Here is a 15,187-nt window from a genome sequence, read left to right as displayed (position 1 = left end):
CAACTTTCATTCATAAAAACTCGCTTTCCGAAGAGGCTAAATCTTGAAGCTTTTTGTCTGCCAGGCCTGCGGCAACGTCATCTATTTCGAGAACCGCGCCTGCGAACGCTGCGGCCATCGTGTCGCGTTCCTGCCCGAGAAGGAGACCATGTCGGCGATCGAGCCCGACGGAGAGGCCTGGAAGACGCTGGCCACCAAGGGCGAAAGTCGCATGCTGTGCAGCAATGCCGAGCATGATGCGTGCAACTGGCTGACGGATGCAGGCGACACCACCGGCTATTGCCGCGCCTGCCGGCATAACGGCGTCGTGCCGGATCTGTCGGATCAGGCACAACTCGCCGGCTGGCGCGAGCTGGAGATGGCGAAGCACCGGCTGTTCTATTCCCTGATCCGCTGGAAGCTGCCGCTCCAGACCCGGCAGGACGATCCCGAACATGGCCTGATCTTCAATTTCCTCGCCGACGATCCGCAGAGCGGGCAGAAGGTCCTGACCGGCCACGACAACGGCCTGATCACGATCGCGCTGACCGAGGCCGACGACATCGAGCGCGAGCGGCGCAGGCTGGAGATGGGTGAACCCTACCGGACGCTGCTCGGGCATTTCCGCCACGAGGTCGGGCACTATTTCTGGGACGTGCTGGTGCGCGACGGCGGCAAGCTGGACGAATGCCGCGCCGTGTTCGGCGACGATTCCGCCGATTACGGCCAGGCCTTGCAGCGCCACTATGCCGAAGGCGCCCCGCCGGACTGGCAGCAGAACTACGTCTCGGCCTATGCGACGACGCATCCGTGGGAGGATTTCGCCGAGACCTGGGCGCACTATCTTCACATCGTCGACACCCTGGAGATGGCCAGCGAGTTCGGCATGGAGGTGCGCCCCAAGGTCGATCGCGACGGGGAGTTGACGGCGCGCATCCGCTTCAACCCTTACGAAGCGAGGGACGTCGAGGCGATCGTGAACGCATGGCTGCCCTTCACCTTCGCCATGAACAGCGTCAACCGCGCCATGGGCATGCGCGACCTCTATCCGTTCATTCTCTCGCCGGTCGTCGTCGCGAAGCTCGGCTTCATTCACGGCCTGGTCCGGAATGTGGGCAAGGCCGGGGAGCCGTAGGCCGTCCGAGGCCCGCCAGGCCCGTTTCGGTCTTGCTTCGGTCTTGCGCTGGTACGCCAGAGGGGCCGGATTTTGACCGTTGCCTCCCGCCTATTTTGATGTACCACGGGAGCCACACGGCCCGTCCCATAGGCTCCAACGGCCAGGGAAGGGTCCCGCCCAAGGTCGAGACTCAAGAAAAGCATGTTCAAACGCATTTTGATCGCCAATCGCGGCGAAATCGCCTGCCGGGTCATCAAGACCGCTCGCCGCATGGGAGTTCAAACGGTCGCGGTCTATTCCGAGGCCGACCGCGACGCCCTCCATGTCGAGATGGCCGACGAGGCCGTGCTGATCGGCCCGCCGGCTGCGGCCGAGAGTTATCTGGTGATCGAGAAGATCGTGGAGGCCTGCCGCAAGACGGGCGCCGAGGCCGTGCATCCCGGTTACGGCTTCCTGTCCGAGCGCGAGGCGTTTCCGCGCGCGCTGGAGGCGGCCGGCATCGTCTTCATCGGCCCCAACCCGGGCGCGATCGCAGCGATGGGCGACAAGATCGAATCCAAGAAGGCCGCCGCGAAAGCAAAAGTCTCGACCGTGCCCGGCTACCTCGGCGTCATCGAGGACGCAACGCACGCGGTGAAGATCGCCGACGAGATCGGCTATCCCGTGATGATCAAGGCGTCCGCCGGCGGCGGCGGCAAGGGCATGCGCATCGCGCATTCGACCTCCGAGGTCGCAGAGGGTTTCAACCTCGCCAAGGCCGAGGCCAAAGCCTCGTTCGGCGACGACCGGGTCTTCATCGAGAAGTTCATCGTCGACCCCCGCCATATCGAGATCCAGCTGCTGGGCGACAAGCACGGCAACGTGATCTATCTCGGCGAGCGCGAATGCTCGATCCAGCGCCGCAACCAGAAGGTCATCGAGGAAGCGCCGTCGCCGCTGCTCGACGAAGCCACCCGCCGCAAGATGGGCGAGCAGGCGGTCGCACTCGCCAAGGCCGTGAATTACGACTCTGCCGGCACGGTCGAATTCGTCGCGGGGCAGGACAAGAGCTTCTACTTCCTGGAGATGAACACGCGCCTCCAGGTCGAGCATCCCGTCACCGAACTCGTCACCGGTGTCGATCTGGTCGAGCAGATGCTCCGCGTCGCCGCCGGCGAGAAGCTCTCCATTGCGCAGAAGGACGTCACGCTGACCGGCTGGGCAGTGGAGTCGCGCCTCTACGCGGAGGACCCGTTCCGCAACTTCCTGCCCTCGATCGGCCGCCTGGTGAAATACCGTCCGCCGGCGGAAGCGAGCCAGGACGGCATCACCGTTCGCAACGACACCGGCGTGCAGGAGGGTGGCGAGATCTCGATCCATTACGATCCGATGATCGCCAAGCTCGTCACTCACGCTCCGTCGCGCGCGGCCGCGATCGAGGCGCAGGCCACCGCGCTGGACTCGTTCTATGTGGACGGTATCCGCCACAACATCCCATTCCTGTCGGCGCTGATGCATCATCCGCGCTGGCGCGAGGGCCGGCTCTCCACCGGCTTCATCGCCGAGGAATTTCCGAAGGGCTTTGCCGTCCGCGTGCCGGAAGGCGAGGTCGCACGGCGGCTTGCCGCGGTCGGCGCCGCCATCGATCACGTGCTGGGCGAGCGCAAGCGGCAGATCTCGGGTCAGATGGGCGGCCGCATCGTGCAACGCGAGCGTCGCCGTGCGGTCTGGCTCGACCGCCGGGAGATCCTGCTGGAGATCGCGCGCGAGGGCGAGGCGGTCGCGGTGCGTTTCGTCGACGCCGACGGCAAGGCCGGCAATGCGCATTTGTTGCAGTCACCGTGGAAGCCGGGCGATCCGGTCTGGCAGGGCACCATCGACGGGCACATCGTGGCGGTGCAGGTGCGCCCGATCGCGAACGGCATCCGCCTCGCGCATCAGGGCGTCGAGGTGCCGGTCTATGTCTGGACCGAAGCGGAAGCTGCCTCGGCGCGGCTGATGCCGGTGACCACGGCTGCCGACACCGGCAAGAAGCTGCTTTGTCCAATGCCCGGTCTCGTGGTCTCGATCGCGGTGACCGAAGGGCAGGAGGTCAAGGCCGGCGAGACGCTCGCGGTGGTCGAAGCCATGAAGATGCAGAACGTGCTGCGCGCCGAGCAGGACGGCACGGTGAAGAAGATCCACGCCAGCGCCGGCGCGACGCTAGCGGTGGATGCGCTTATTTTGGAGTTTGCGTAGGGTTTGGGTGGGACTCTTGCGAGGGGTCCACTGACTTCGTCATTGCGAGCGCAGCGAAGCAATCCAGACTGCCTCCGCTGAAAGATTCTGAGCCTCCCCTAAATCGGTGGACACCTATAGCTTAGGCAGCGAGAGGTGTCAGATGGCGAAACGGCAGCGACGGTCCTATTCGGACGAGTACAAGCGGCAGGCAGTCGATCTGGTCTTGTCGAGCGGCCGCTCGGCGAAGTCGGTATCGAAGGAGCTCGGGCTTGACGGCTCCGTGCTGAGCCGATGGGTGAAGGATCGGAGCACGGTGGCAGCCGGCGGCAGCGCCGTGGCGCCCACATCGCAAGCGGCGGTGCCGTCGGCGGACCAAGCTGACCTGGTCGCACGGTTGCAGCGGGAAAACGAACAGCTGCGCATGGAGCGCGACATTTTAAAAAAGTCGATAGCGATCTTTGCTGGACCCCGGACATGAGGTTCCGTTTCATCGAAGATCGCCGGGCGGACTATCCGGTTAAGATCATGTGCCGTGTGCTCGGCGTCTCGCCCGCGGGCTACTATGCTTGGAGGTCGCGCCCGGAAAGCCCTCGGGCCGTGGCCAATCGAGATCTGCTGGAAGGCATCAAGCGGGTTCATCGCGAGAGCCATGGCCGCTATGGCAGCCCGCGCATCCATGTCGAGCTCAAAGCCCAGGGACATCATGCAAGCCGTGGCCGGATCGAGCGGCAGATGCGCCGTCATGGCGTTCGAGCCATCTCCGCCGGGCCGCGACGATGCCGCACCACCGATAGCGGGCATGGCTTCCCGATCGCGCCGAACCTGCTCGGCCGGAACTTCTCGGCCGCCATGCGCAATCAGGTTTGGCTCGCCGACATCACCTATGTCTGGACCGGCCAGGGATGGTTGTACCTGGCCGCCGTTATGGATCTGTACAGTCGCCGCATCGTGGGCTGGGCAATGGACGACCATCTACGCGCCGAATTGCCGCTCGCCGCATTACGAATGGCGATCAAGGGACAAAAGCCCGGCGCCGGCCTGATCCATCATTCCGATCGCGGCATCCAATATGCTTCAACCGAGTACCGCCAAGCGCTGCAAGCCGCCGGCTTTCGGCCTTCGATGAGCCGCAGAGCCGACTGCTACGACAACGCCCCGATGGAAAGCTTCTTCCACACGCTCAAGACCGAACTGATCCATCACAGTCAATATGAGACCCGCAATGAAGCCGAGCGCGACATCTTCGCTTACGTCGAAGGCTTCTACAATCAGACCCGAAGGCACTCGGCTATCGGCTATATCAGCCCGGTCGAGATGGAGCTAAAATCGGCTTGAACCCTGTCCACTTTTTTGGGGGAAGATCAATTCTGGATTGCTTCGCTGCGCTCGCAATGACGGTGTATGTTGCGGCTGCGTCGCAACAGTTGAGAGGGCACCATGGCCTTTCGTTCCCGTCGCGAAAAACTGCGATCGATCCTGTCGGGCGGGACTTGCGTCCATCCCGGCTCGGTCTACGACGCCATCTCGATCCGCATCGCCGAGGATCTCGGTTTCCCGCTCGGCATGTTCGGCGGCTCGGTGGCATCGCTCGCGGTGCTCGGCGACCCCGACATCACGCTGATCACGCTCACCGAGCTTGCGGAGCAGATGCGGCGGATGTCGCGTGCGGCAGCGCTTCCGGTGCTGGTCGATGCCGATCACGGCTATGGCAACGCGCTCAACGTGCGCCGCACGGTGCAGGAGCTGGAGACGGCGGGTGCCGCCGGCCTGACCATCGAGGACACGCTGCTGCCGGCCGGCTTCGGCGAAGCGAAGACGCAGCTGATCTCGCTGGAGGAGGGCGTCGGCAAGATGAAGGCGGCACTCGACGGCCGCGGCGACCCCTCGCTCGTCATCATGGGCCGCACCGGTGCGGCCTCGATCAACTCGATCGACGATGCGATCCGCCGCGCGAGGGCTTATGAGGCCGCCGGCGTCGATGCGCTGTTCTTCACCGGCATCAAGTCGCGCGCCGAGCTCGAAGCCATCGCATCCGCGACGCGCCTGCCGATCGTGCTCGGCGGCGCGCCGGAGGAGTTGAACGTGCTCGAATACCTCGCGGGCCAGCGCGTGCGCATCGCACTTCAGGGCCACGCGCCGATCGCGGCCGCAACGCAGGCCGTCTACGAGACGCAGAAGGCGCTGCGCGACGGCACTGCGCCGAAGAATCTCAAAGGCCTCCCATCCTCGGACTTGATCAGCCGCGTCACGCGCGAGGCCGACGTCAAGGCGCGCAGCGCCGATGTCCTCGGACTGACAAAATGAGCCGGGCGATTCTCCAGGTCATGATCCGCGGCCGCGTGCAGGGCGTCGGCTATCGAGCCTGGCTCGAGCATCAGGCGACGACGTGCGGTCTCGAAGGCTGGGTCCGCAACCGCCGCGACGGCAGCGTCGAAGCGCTGTTCGCAGGGCCGCCGAAGCACGTCGCCGACATGGTGGCGCTGTGCCGCCACGGCCCGCCGTCCTCGCGCGTCGACAGCGTCACCAGCGAGACGGCCGACGTCGATGAGCTGAATTTGCGCCGGGCAGGCGAGGCGTTTTCGGTGTTGCCGACGGTGTAGCTAAACAATCACCGCGGCAGCTTGGCGATCGCTTCGCTCAATTCGTGGATCTCGTAGGGCTTGCGCAGGATCGGGAAGTCGCCGCGCACGCCAGCGGCGACTTCGCTGTAGCCGGTGGCGAGCAGGATCGGCAGGCCGGGCCGGATCTGGCGGAGGTGATGGGCCAGGCTGAGCCCGTCCATCTTGCCGGGCATGACGATATCCGAGAACACGAAGTCGACGCCGTTCTTCTCGATCTCGCTCAAGGCGGCTTCGGCATCCGCGACCCGACGCACCTGATAGCCGAGCTGCTCCAGAAGACCGATGCTGACGGCGGCGACGTCCGGATTGTCCTCGACCAGCAGCACCGTGCCGCTGCCTTGGAACGCCGGTTCTCCCGCCGCCTCGCGCGATGGCGCGTCTTCTCCGCGCGGCAGGAGGATCGTGAAGGTCGTGCCCTTGCCGAGCGCGCTCGCGACCCGGATCGTGCCGCCGGCCTGATGGGCGAAGCCGTGCACCTGGGACAGACCGAGGCCGGTGCCTTTTCCGATCGGCTTGGTCGTGAAGAACGGCTCGAAGATCTTGTCGAGAACGTCGGAGGGAATGCCGAAGCCGGTATCGCTGACGTCGATCGCGATGAATTCGCCCACGAGGGGGTCCTCGTCGAGCACGAGATTGCGCGCTGCGATCGTCACCGTGCCTCCGTCGGGCATCGCGTCGCGGGCATTGATGACGAGGTTGAGCAGCGCGGTCTCGAGCTCGGAAACGTCGGTCCTGATCGGCCAGACGTCGTCGCTGACGTCGAAAGCCAGGCGCACGGAGCTGCCGACCCCGGCATCGAGCACCTCGCGGATCGCCGCGATCCGGTCGGCGAAGTCGATCGCCTGCGGATTGACGCTCTGCCGCCGCGCGAAGGTGAGGAGCTGGTTGGTCAGCGCCGCGCCGCGCCTGGTGGCGGTCTCGATCGCCGAGATCGCGCGCTGAAGCTTGGCTTCGTCGTCGGCCCCTCGTTTCAGCATGTGGAGGCTGCCGCTGATGATCATCAGGAGGTTGTTGAAATCGTGGGCGACCCCGCCGGTGAGCTGGCCGAGCGCATCGAATTTCTGTGATTCGGCGAGCTGCTTCTGCATCGCCTCGAGCTTGAGCTGGGTATTGCGCCGCTCGGTGATGTCGCGCGTGATCTTGGCAAAGCCGACCAGCTTGCCGTCCTCGTAGATCGGATCGATCACGACGCTCGCCCAGAAGAAGGTGCCGTCCTTGCGGACGCGCCAGCCTTCCTCCTCGTAGCGGCCCTTGTCCCGCGCGATCCCGAGCGCACGGGCAGGCTTGCCGTTGGCGCGGTCGGTCTCGGTGTAGAAACGGGAAAAGTGCTGGCCCAGGATCTCCCCGGGCGAATAGCCCTTGATGCGCTCTCCGCCGATGTTCCAGCTGGTGATTCTCCCGGTGGGATCCAGCATGTAGAGTGCGTAGTCCGCAACTCCTTCAACTAACAGGCGGAAACTGCGTTCGCTTTCGAACAAATCCCTCTGTTGACTAGACTTCTCGATCATTCCCGGACCCTGCCTCAACGGGGGCAAACGCAGTAGGTGGCGGATTGTTCCCAGGGGTTTGGAACATTTTTAGGCAACATTCGAGCCCCGTATGCAGGACGCAAGCTAGCGGGTGCCCGCACGCATTCGTGCCGGAAAGCCGTGCAGCCTCAGACCGCCGCCACGCTCCGAAACGTCGCCGCCACCGCACGTAGCGCCGCAAGCTTGGCGGGATCGCTGACCTTGGAATGTAGCATCACCTTCGAGCTGCCGAGTTTCGGCAGCTTGTGGGTCGGTCCGATGTCGACCAGCCCGGGGGGCGCGATCCGTCGCGCCAGCGGCGCGATTGCAAGTCCGGCGAGCGCGGCTGCAACCACGGCGGTGACGCCGCCGCCGACGAAGCGCTCACGCCATTTCAGGCCGGCTTTGTCGAGCGCGCGCACGGCGATGGCGCGGACCCCACAGGGCGGGGCGAGCGTCGCGAGCGGCAAAGGCTGCCCCTTTGGCACCGAGAAGCGTCGTGACGCGAACCAGCCGAACTCGTCCTCGGCCAGCTTCTCGCCGCCGCGCCGGCTGCCTTCCTGGCGTACGATCACCGCATCCAGTTGGCCCGAATCATAGGCCTCCTGCATCTCGCGGGAGAAGCCGATGGTGACGGCGAGCGTCAGGTTCGACGACATCGCATGCAGCCGTTCGAGCAAGGGCACCAGCTCCGGCCCCGCAGCATGGTCGGAGATGCCGAGCGAGAGGGATTGCGCGACCGAGGCCTCGCCCGACAGTGCGCGGTCATGTGCCGCGATCAGCGCGCGGGCGCGATCGAGGAACGTCGCGCCGTCTGCCGTGAGCCGGACCGCGCGCGGCGAACGTTCGACGAGGCGCTTGCCGAGCAGCGTTTCCAGCCGTTGCAGCTTCAGACTGACCGCCGCCTGGGTCGTGCCAAGCGCTTCGGCGGTCCGCGTAAAGCTCTGGAGGTCGGCGACCAGCAGGAAGGCCTGGACGGTGGCGATGTCGAGCGTTGCTGTCATTACGATATCTTATCACTGGTATCAACAGAGATAAGATACCAAAATGTCGAGGGCGGGTCTAGCTTCTCCCCAACGCCGCGCAACACCTGCGCGACATCCGAGGAGAACGACCATGCCGCTGATCACCGTGTCTTACACAACCTCCCGCCAGTCGCCCTCGCTGAAGGCCGACATCGCGAGCGCCGTGTCCGAGCTCACCGCAAAAATCCTGCACAAGGATCCTGAGGTCACCGCCATCATCGTTAAGTCGGTGGAGGCGGGCGACTGGTTCGCCGGCGGCAAGTCGCTCGCAGAGCAAAAGCTCGCGAGCTACTGGATCGACATCCATGTCAGCGAAGGCACCAACACCAAGGACGAGAAGGCCACCTATCTCGCCGCGATGTTCCAGCGCATGGCGGGGATCCTGGGCCCGCTGCACCACGAGACCTATCTGCATGTCGACGAGGTTAAGGGCGACGCCTATGGCTTTGGCGGCCTGACCCAGGAGCGGCGCTACATCGCCGGCAAGCTCGAGGTTTCGCCGGAGAAGGCGTGAAACCGCGGACCGCGGGTGAAAGATCTCACCCGCGGCCTGAACCGGTTGAGCCTCCTGATCGTCAGCTCGCTATGCGAAACTGAACTTCGTCCTTGTTCAGAAAACAGTTCTTGTCGAACAGCTTCAAATCGAGCGGGTTCGGCAGCCTGACATCGTCCAGGTCAGGGCAGGGCTTGAGCGAGGGATCATAGGAGCGGTCGATCTGCGAGATGAAGACGACGATCAATCCCTTGTCGCGCGCGAATGATTTCAACGCGCGCACCTGAAGGGTGAGGTCGGGATTTTCCCGCCGCTGGTCGAGCAGTTGCAGATAGTCGATCACCACGACCGTGCCGCGCGGTGCTGCGGCCATCTGCTTGACGACGTAATCGGCACTGATGGCGTCGGAGCAATCGACCTCGAAGAGTTTTTCGAATTGCGCCAGGTCCACGCCGATCGCCCGAAAGCGATCGAAGACGTCTTTCTCGGTGTATTCCAGCGAGAAGAACGCGGCGCGGTGGCCCGACCGCATCGCCTCCACGGCAAGCTCGAGGCTCATCAGGGTCTTGCCCTGGCCGGGACGCGCGCCAACCAGCACCAGGTCACCCGGTTGGAATTGCGGGAAAAGCCGGTTGGCCGGCGTCGCTGCGGCGGCTATCCTCGCGAGCATGCTCCATGCGGAAAAACCTTCCGTCGCGGCGATGCGGTCGAGCGCATCGTGCAGCGGGACGCCTTCCTCGCGGGACAGGCGCTTCGCTCTTCGCTTCAGATGATAGATGGGTGCAGACAGTCTCATCGCAAAAACCTCCCATTGCAAGCTGAAGCGCAACCCCTCCTTATGCCTGGCGCTCGAACAGTCGGTCCGATGATCAATTCGCCCGGCATGACATCTACTTTCCCGGCGGAGGGGGGGAGGCGTGGGCGACACCGAGATCAAGCGTAGCTGATTCCGGGTTTGCGGAGAATGAGGGAGACCGGAAGTTAGGCCGCTGCTTCCGGCATCAGCGCCCGGGTCGGCCCGAACAGCTCCTCAAAGGCTTGCCGAAGCGCGACGTCGACATCGGCCATCGTCCCGAGCTGGCCGAGATCGACCAGCGAGGTGACGCCGTAGCGGGGATCGGCGACGCCGCAGGGCACGATGCCGTCGAAATGCGACAGCTCCGGCTCGACATTGATGGCGATGCCGTGGAACGACACCCAGCGCTTCAGCCGGACGCCGATCGCCGCGATCTTGTCCTCGTGCTCGGGTCCCTTGTCGGGCCGCTTGACCCAGACGCCGACCCGGTCCTCGCGCCGCTCGCCGCGGATGTTGAAGGCGGCGAGTGTCCGCAGAATCAGCTCCTCCAGGCTCGCGACATAGGCCCGCACGTCCGGCCGGCGGCGCTTCAGGTCGAGCATGACATAGGCCACGCGCTGGCCGGGCCCGTGATAAGTGAGCTGGCCGCCGCGCCCGGTGGCAAAGGTCGGGAATCGGGCATCGAGCAGGTCGGTGGCCTTGCCGGAGGTGCCGGACGTGTAGAGCGGGGGGTGCTCCAGCAGCCAGACCAGCTCCGGAGCTTCACCCGCCGCAATCGCCGCGACGCGCGCCTCCATTTCGGCTACGGCCTCCGGATAGGGCACGGGCGCGTCCGAAATCCGCCACTCCACGGGCTCGCCGGAGGAGGCGGAAAACGACGTCAAATCGAGCTCTTGGCGGGGGTTTTGGGGTGAATTAACCATTGGCTAACCATAACCGGGTGATGATCCCAGGCGCAAATACCAAGTCCCTAGTCCTAGTCCCAAGTTGCGGTGGTGCTGAAGTGCCGACTCTCGACAAAGTCACCGTGGATCTCATGGTCGTCCTCGGGACGACAACCATGCCGATCCATCAAGTATTACGTCTTTCCCGCGGCGCCATCATCGAGCTAGACGCAACCGAGGCCGACGAGGTCAAGGTTTTGGCTAATAATCTGCCGGTCGCCTCCGGCGTCGTGCTGGTCGACCGCAACCGGATCGCGGTCGAGGTCAAGCAGATGCTGCCACGTATCCCCGGCACGCGGTAGCGGCCTGGGCAGGCGGAAAAGGCTGACCCCGGCGCAAGGAGCCGGAACTTTCCCGCCAAGCTTGTGGAATTCAGGGCCTTTGGAGGCTTGTACCCCTCTGATGGATTTGTTAGATCGGCGCCGTTGATCCGGTTGGCCTTCAAAGCCGAAAGCCGGCATCCCCAAAAGCGCTCGTGGCGGAATTGGTAGACGCGCTGCCTTGAGGTGGCAGTGAGTAAAATCGTGGGGGTTCGAGTCCCTCCGAGCGCACCAAAAAGCAAAACCTTCCAAACAGCTATCCCTCTGAAAACGCAGCGAAATCCTCGCGGCGCGTTTCCGGCTCTTCCCGTTTCGCCGTTTCCAGGGATACAAACTGGGACATCTTCTGTGATACACGGGCGGGGAGCGCACCGTGGTAAGGCAGGGGAGTCAGGATCGCTTTCTGCTTCTGCGGGACGGCGTCTACTATTACTGGCGGCGAGTTCCGAAGGTCGTCGTGGATCTCGACGGCCGCGTGCCGCTGATCCGGCAGTCGCTCAAGACAGACGATCTAGCGAAAGCCAGGGCGTGCCGGGACATCCTTGAAGAAGCCGACAACGTCCTGTGGGCGTCCATGTTGACGCACGCCAGGACCGACGCGGCGATGGCCGCTCACAAGGTCGCCCGTGCCCGCGCGGAGGCCCTTGGCTTCGCCCACCGTCCGGCGGTGGAGATTGCGCAGCTTCCAATCGAAGACCTCGTCAGACGCCTCACTGCGATCTCTGACGCGCGGAGGCCGATGGCCGTTGAGACCGCCGTTCTGGGCGGCGTGGATCGCTCAGTCAAGGTCAGCGAAGCCTTCGACATTTACTGCAATGAGATCGCGGCGGTCGAGATCGTCGGCAAGAGCGAAGAGCAGAAGAAGTCGTGGAAGAAGGTCAAGCGGTACGCGGTCGAGGCGTTCACCAAGGTCGTCGGCGAAGACCTCGCCATGGACGACATCACGCGCGACCACGCCAAGAAGATGCACGACCATTTCAAGGGGCTGATCGCGCCGAAGGACGCGAAGGCGGACAAGAAGTCGGCCTCGCTCGGCAAGCGCCGCCTGGGCGACATGAGCATCCTCTACAAGCGCTACTATGCCCATATCGGTGTCGAGGGGCGGCCCAATCCATTCGACGGCCTGTCCTTCAACCAAAAGTTCAAGAAGCGCCGCCTTCCGTTCCCGATTGAATGGGTGCGCGACGTGATCCTGAAGCCGGGCGCACTCGCGGGCATGAATGATGACGCTCGCCATATCGTCTTCGTCTGCATCGAGACCGGCGCTCGCCCAATCGAGCTTCGCTATCTGCGGAAGGATCGCATCAAGCTCGACGACAAGGTCCCGCACATTCTTGTCGAGCCATCCTTCGATCCCGACGAACCGCATGAAGTGAAGACCGTGTCGTCGGTGCGCCGCATCCCGTTGGTCGGCGTCGCGCTCGAAGCGATGAAGCTCCACCCTGACGGCTTCCCGCGCTATCGCGACACCGGCAACACCTTGTCGCAGACGGTGAACAAGTTCCTAAAGGAGAACAAGCTACAGCCGACCGGCAAGGAAACGCTCTACGGTTTCCGGCACACGTTCGAGGATCGCCTGAAGGAAGGCCGGATTGACGACGAACTGCGGAAGATTCTGATGGGGCACAGCATCGACCGCGAGAAGTATGGGTCGGGCGGATCGCTGAAGCTGTATCAGGAAGAGTTGATGAAGATCGTCTATCCGTTCGACCCGGCTATCGTCTGACGTGACGCAGTGCGCATTGGCGGGCTAACGGGTATCTTATGCGCCTTCACAGCTTTCCTCTTGGTCTTCTTTTGGATTTCTTTCGGGCTGCGACTCCGCTTACTGAAGCCGACGTTTTGCTTACACCTTTTTTGTGTTTTTTCGTTGTCGTCGGTTTCGCTTTGTCTCTCGGAGCGAAATACAAGTTGAGTGGAATATGGCGAACCTCATAAGGGAGTCCTGACCTTTCATGCTCGTGGGTCGAGAGAAAAGAGAGGGGGTCAGCTCCATAAGGCGAAACGACGAGTCCTTTCTGGTTGGCTCTTAGATATTCACTCCACTTTTCCATCTGGTTTAAAGTATTCGGCATATACGTATAGATGATCAAGCCGCCTTTATCATGCTGGGGCAGCCCGGTTGAATATCGCGTATTGAGCTGTTGGAAGCCCTGATAGAGCCACGGGTACCCCTTATTATGGCGCTTCGCTTCGGCAAGCCAAGCAAAGTCGTTCGGTCCACGTATAGTTATGTCGCAATGACCGCCGACCTTCGCTTCGTGATGCGCGTCTATGTCGTTTTGCTTCAGAAGGTTGATGAGCTCGATTGTCAGCTCATCTTCCGACCGTTTCTTCCGAAGCTCGGGGTTCTCAGCCATTCGTCTGAATGCTGTATCAATGGCACGATTGATAATCTCAACAAACGTCGGATAGTCCGCTACGAAGAGTAAGCCGATAGCAATCTCGGCGCCGGGACGTCCTGCCGCGAGAGCCTTCAAGTCTTGAATCGTGATTGATCCCTTCACTAGCGGCCCTTGAGATCTAAGAACCGTTGAGAGGGAACAAAATACGGAACGATCTTTGACTCAAAATCTCGAATGCCAATCCCCGTTTCGGGGTGAAAAAACTCACCTCTGTGACGAGCATCAGCTAAGTCGCTTTTTTCCAACTCAAACTCGTTATCATCATCGTCAATGAACAAGAGCTTAGCGTCGAGCGCATGTATTGATGTATTTGCCAATAGCGCGACAGCGCGAACTACGTCTTCTGTTAGATCTTTTTCCCCAACTGCCTCTTTGAACGAGCTGAAGGTGAGCATTTGCATTTCATCAAGCGGCAACTTGTTCAAATAATCAATTATCGACAGGCAAGCTTGAAGGAGCGGGCTATCGCGCCAGCTCTCTTTAACTTCAGCTTTCAGTTCGTCGATATTCGGCATGGACCGATTCAGGGTTGTCGAAGGAAGTGCTCAACACGGTCGCGAACGTGATCGTAATCTGCGGCTCCTACACAGCCTCGAACCGTCATTTCATGAATCGTCGGATTGGCTGAGGCTGCAATGCGCGCGTTGCCGTGCAAGCTCAGCTCCGGATGAGATATTATCTCTCCCAACGTCACTCGCCATCTGACGCTGAGGTTGTAGGGTTCGATCGGCGTAGTGAGCGCGTTCTTTCCACCGCGATGATAGGTTTCTCTGCGCAAGCAGAGGCGTCCTCTTCTCATTTTTTCGTGCTTCAGAGACCCGGTTGTGGTGCCGAAACCTAACTCCACCACATGCCCTTCGTTTGCCGCGTCGTAGATTTTCTGAATTAGCGGAAAGAGGTTCACTGGATTAGGTAGCGCATCTCTGTCGAGAACATTCTCAAATAAAAGCTTAGTGGAATTGTGCGCGGCTTCCAAGGTATCCGCGTGCATGCCCTTAGGATAGTCGATCCTAATCTCCGCATAATTCCCTCTGTGCGGAATCCAAACGACGTCCATCGCTTGGTATTTTTGCAGGGAAATACCGATCACTTCATCGTAGTTCTCCAGAGCCGAAGCGGCATCATCACCGAGCGTGCTCGGGTCAATGTGCTCGCGTTTATGAAATGCCCTGGTTGATGCAAAGACCAAGCCGACGCCATCATCATTCTGCTCGATTGCCGCCAATGTCGGGGGGCGAATGCGGCCGTCAATTTCTGAGTCATCAAGTTGGGCAGGATAAGCTCGCTGAAATCTGCTGTTAGACACCGTGACTTGTCCAACGGAGTTTCGAAGCGCTTCCATAGAGGCCCTGTTCAATCTATAAAAGCGAATAGATTTCTCGCCGCACAATATATGCTGCTTGAGCGCTTCACCTAGGCTTTCAAGCACCTCTTCATCGAAGTCGTTTTGTAAGAAGCGGTGCTGCGTACTGTCCCATCCCATACCTCTTTCGATTTCGTGAGCCTCGAGGATCTTCCGAGCGATATCGAACGGCACGCGGCCGCGCATAGTCCTTATAAGCTGTTCGGGCGTCATCTGCGTTTCCCCCAAGAATGGGGGGCAATCTCAATCAGAAATTGAACCGATTCAAGCGGTTGAGCTCAATCCAAGAAAAGAACATACTAGGAACAAATGGGTTTGTCATCATTTTTCAGTGGGCCGCCTTAAAGTTTCGATTTAGCCGCCACCTCGCTGCAAGTTGCATGTCCGCCGTTCAAGAGGGACAATCCTCGGGGGGGC

General features: G+C 61.9%; 15 protein-coding genes and 1 tRNA gene. 9 read left to right on the top strand and 7 right to left on the bottom strand.

Features of this window, described 5'->3' with window-relative positions:
- Positions 1-43: 43 nt before the first annotated feature.
- The 5 genes from BRA1417_RS0127180 to BRA1417_RS0127155 all read left to right on the top strand — a co-directional run bounded on the left by BRA1417_RS0127180 (position 44) and on the right by BRA1417_RS0127155 (position 5,895).
- Positions 44-1,114, top strand: a complete 1,071-nt coding sequence (locus BRA1417_RS0127180) for a putative zinc-binding metallopeptidase (RefSeq protein WP_027518498.1) — start codon at positions 44-46, stop codon at positions 1,112-1,114.
- A 183-nt stretch (positions 1,115-1,297) separates the two neighbouring features.
- Positions 1,298-3,313, top strand: coding sequence for an acetyl/propionyl/methylcrotonyl-CoA carboxylase subunit alpha (locus BRA1417_RS0127175; RefSeq protein WP_027518497.1), 2,016 nt, complete (start codon positions 1,298-1,300; stop codon positions 3,311-3,313).
- 142 nt (positions 3,314-3,455) lie between these two features.
- Positions 3,456-4,630 (top strand): IS3 family transposase gene (locus BRA1417_RS0127165; protein ID WP_156948563.1). Its coding sequence is split into 2 segments (ribosomal slippage): positions 3,456-3,765 and positions 3,765-4,630, totalling 1,176 coding nucleotides; the frame shifts between segments, so codons are not numbered across the junction.
- A 102-nt stretch (positions 4,631-4,732) separates the two neighbouring features.
- Positions 4,733-5,599, top strand: a complete 867-nt coding sequence (locus BRA1417_RS0127160) for an oxaloacetate decarboxylase (protein ID WP_027518496.1) — start codon at positions 4,733-4,735, stop codon at positions 5,597-5,599.
- On the top strand, positions 5,596-5,895 hold the full coding sequence (locus tag BRA1417_RS0127155; RefSeq protein WP_027518495.1) for an acylphosphatase: 300 nt from the start codon (positions 5,596-5,598) through the stop codon (positions 5,893-5,895). The genes BRA1417_RS0127160 and BRA1417_RS0127155 overlap by 4 nt, the downstream gene beginning before the upstream one ends.
- A gap of 8 nt (positions 5,896-5,903) precedes the next feature.
- Here BRA1417_RS0127155 and BRA1417_RS0127150 read toward each other — a convergent pair whose 3' ends face one another.
- Together BRA1417_RS0127150 and BRA1417_RS0127145 are read right to left on the bottom strand one after the other, a co-directional pair.
- Positions 5,904-7,424, bottom strand: a complete 1,521-nt coding sequence (locus BRA1417_RS0127150) for a PAS domain-containing sensor histidine kinase (protein WP_027518494.1) — start codon at positions 7,422-7,424, stop codon at positions 5,904-5,906.
- A 149-nt stretch (positions 7,425-7,573) separates the two neighbouring features.
- The gene (locus BRA1417_RS0127145; protein ID WP_027518493.1) at positions 7,574-8,428 is read right to left on the bottom strand and encodes a LysR substrate-binding domain-containing protein; all 855 of its coding nucleotides are present in this window, start codon (positions 8,426-8,428) and stop codon (positions 7,574-7,576) included.
- Positions 8,429-8,540: 112 nt separating this feature from the next.
- Here BRA1417_RS0127145 and BRA1417_RS0127140 point away from each other — a divergent pair, with 112 nt between their 5' ends.
- A complete protein-coding gene (locus BRA1417_RS0127140; protein ID WP_027518492.1) occupies positions 8,541-8,963 on the top strand; it encodes a 4-oxalocrotonate tautomerase family protein in 423 nt (140 codons plus the stop codon).
- 61 nt (positions 8,964-9,024) lie between these two features.
- On the opposite strand, the gene BRA1417_RS0127135 is transcribed toward BRA1417_RS0127140, so the two are convergent.
- Together BRA1417_RS0127135 and lipB are read right to left on the bottom strand one after the other, a co-directional pair.
- Positions 9,025-9,738: a DNA helicase gene (locus BRA1417_RS0127135; protein WP_027518491.1), complete on the bottom strand. Its 714-nt coding sequence runs from the start codon at positions 9,736-9,738 to the stop codon at positions 9,025-9,027.
- A gap of 185 nt (positions 9,739-9,923) precedes the next feature.
- Positions 9,924-10,661, bottom strand: a complete 738-nt coding sequence (gene lipB, locus BRA1417_RS0127130; RefSeq protein WP_027518490.1) for a lipoyl(octanoyl) transferase LipB — start codon at positions 10,659-10,661, stop codon at positions 9,924-9,926.
- A gap of 80 nt (positions 10,662-10,741) precedes the next feature.
- Between lipB and BRA1417_RS0127125 the strand changes: the two genes are divergently transcribed.
- The 3 genes from BRA1417_RS0127125 to BRA1417_RS0127115 all read left to right on the top strand — a co-directional run bounded on the left by BRA1417_RS0127125 (position 10,742) and on the right by BRA1417_RS0127115 (position 12,728).
- On the top strand, positions 10,742-10,984 hold the full coding sequence (locus tag BRA1417_RS0127125) for a FliM/FliN family flagellar motor switch protein (RefSeq protein WP_007603171.1): 243 nt from the start codon (positions 10,742-10,744) through the stop codon (positions 10,982-10,984).
- A gap of 167 nt (positions 10,985-11,151) precedes the next feature.
- Positions 11,152-11,236: transfer RNA gene (locus BRA1417_RS0127120), tRNA-Leu, on the top strand.
- 139 nt (positions 11,237-11,375) lie between these two features.
- Positions 11,376-12,728, top strand: coding sequence for a DUF6538 domain-containing protein (locus BRA1417_RS0127115; protein WP_027518489.1), 1,353 nt, complete (start codon positions 11,376-11,378; stop codon positions 12,726-12,728).
- Positions 12,729-12,774: 46 nt separating this feature from the next.
- On the opposite strand, the gene BRA1417_RS44325 is transcribed toward BRA1417_RS0127115, so the two are convergent.
- Genes BRA1417_RS44325 through BRA1417_RS0127100 form a run of 3 tightly spaced genes read right to left on the bottom strand, consistent with a single transcriptional unit; the run spans position 12,775 to position 14,983 of the window.
- Complete coding sequence (locus tag BRA1417_RS44325) at positions 12,775-13,482, bottom strand: hypothetical protein (protein ID WP_156948940.1); 708 nt, start codon at positions 13,480-13,482, stop codon at positions 12,775-12,777.
- A 26-nt stretch (positions 13,483-13,508) separates the two neighbouring features.
- Entirely contained in the window at positions 13,509-13,922 is a 414-nt protein-coding gene (locus BRA1417_RS0127105; RefSeq protein ID WP_027518487.1) for a hypothetical protein, read from the bottom strand.
- Between the two features lie 8 nt (positions 13,923-13,930).
- Entirely contained in the window at positions 13,931-14,983 is a 1,053-nt protein-coding gene (locus BRA1417_RS0127100) for a hypothetical protein (protein WP_035968817.1), read from the bottom strand.
- Positions 14,984-15,187 lie beyond the last annotated feature (204 nt).

It is taken from the genome of Bradyrhizobium sp. WSM1417 (assembly GCF_000515415.1).
Lineage (GTDB): Bacteria > Pseudomonadota > Alphaproteobacteria > Rhizobiales > Xanthobacteraceae > Bradyrhizobium.
This window is presented reverse-complemented; position numbering and strand designations above follow the sequence as displayed.

What these genes read in the sequence shown, in the direction of transcription:
- BRA1417_RS0127145 (WP_027518493.1), bottom strand. Translation starts at nt 8,428, where the DNA reads ATGACAGCAACGCTCGACATCGCCACCGTCCAGGCCTTCCTGCTGGTC.
- BRA1417_RS0127135 (WP_027518491.1), bottom strand. Translation starts at nt 9,738, where the DNA reads ATGAGACTGTCTGCACCCATCTATCATCTGAAGCGAAGAGCGAAGCGC.
- BRA1417_RS0127105 (WP_027518487.1), bottom strand. Translation starts at nt 13,922, where the DNA reads ATGCCGAATATCGACGAACTGAAAGCTGAAGTTAAAGAGAGCTGGCGC.
- BRA1417_RS0127100 (WP_035968817.1), bottom strand. Translation starts at nt 14,983, where the DNA reads ATGACGCCCGAACAGCTTATAAGGACTATGCGCGGCCGCGTGCCGTTC.
- BRA1417_RS0127175 (WP_027518497.1), top strand. Translation starts at nt 1,298, where the DNA reads ATGTTCAAACGCATTTTGATCGCCAATCGCGGCGAAATCGCCTGCCGG.
- BRA1417_RS0127160 (WP_027518496.1), top strand. Translation starts at nt 4,733, where the DNA reads ATGGCCTTTCGTTCCCGTCGCGAAAAACTGCGATCGATCCTGTCGGGC.
- BRA1417_RS0127155 (WP_027518495.1), top strand. Translation starts at nt 5,596, where the DNA reads ATGAGCCGGGCGATTCTCCAGGTCATGATCCGCGGCCGCGTGCAGGGC.
- BRA1417_RS0127150 (WP_027518494.1), bottom strand. Translation starts at nt 7,424, where the DNA reads ATGATCGAGAAGTCTAGTCAACAGAGGGATTTGTTCGAAAGCGAACGC.
- BRA1417_RS0127140 (WP_027518492.1), top strand. Translation starts at nt 8,541, where the DNA reads ATGCCGCTGATCACCGTGTCTTACACAACCTCCCGCCAGTCGCCCTCG.
- lipB (WP_027518490.1), bottom strand. Translation starts at nt 10,661, where the DNA reads ATGGTTAATTCACCCCAAAACCCCCGCCAAGAGCTCGATTTGACGTCG.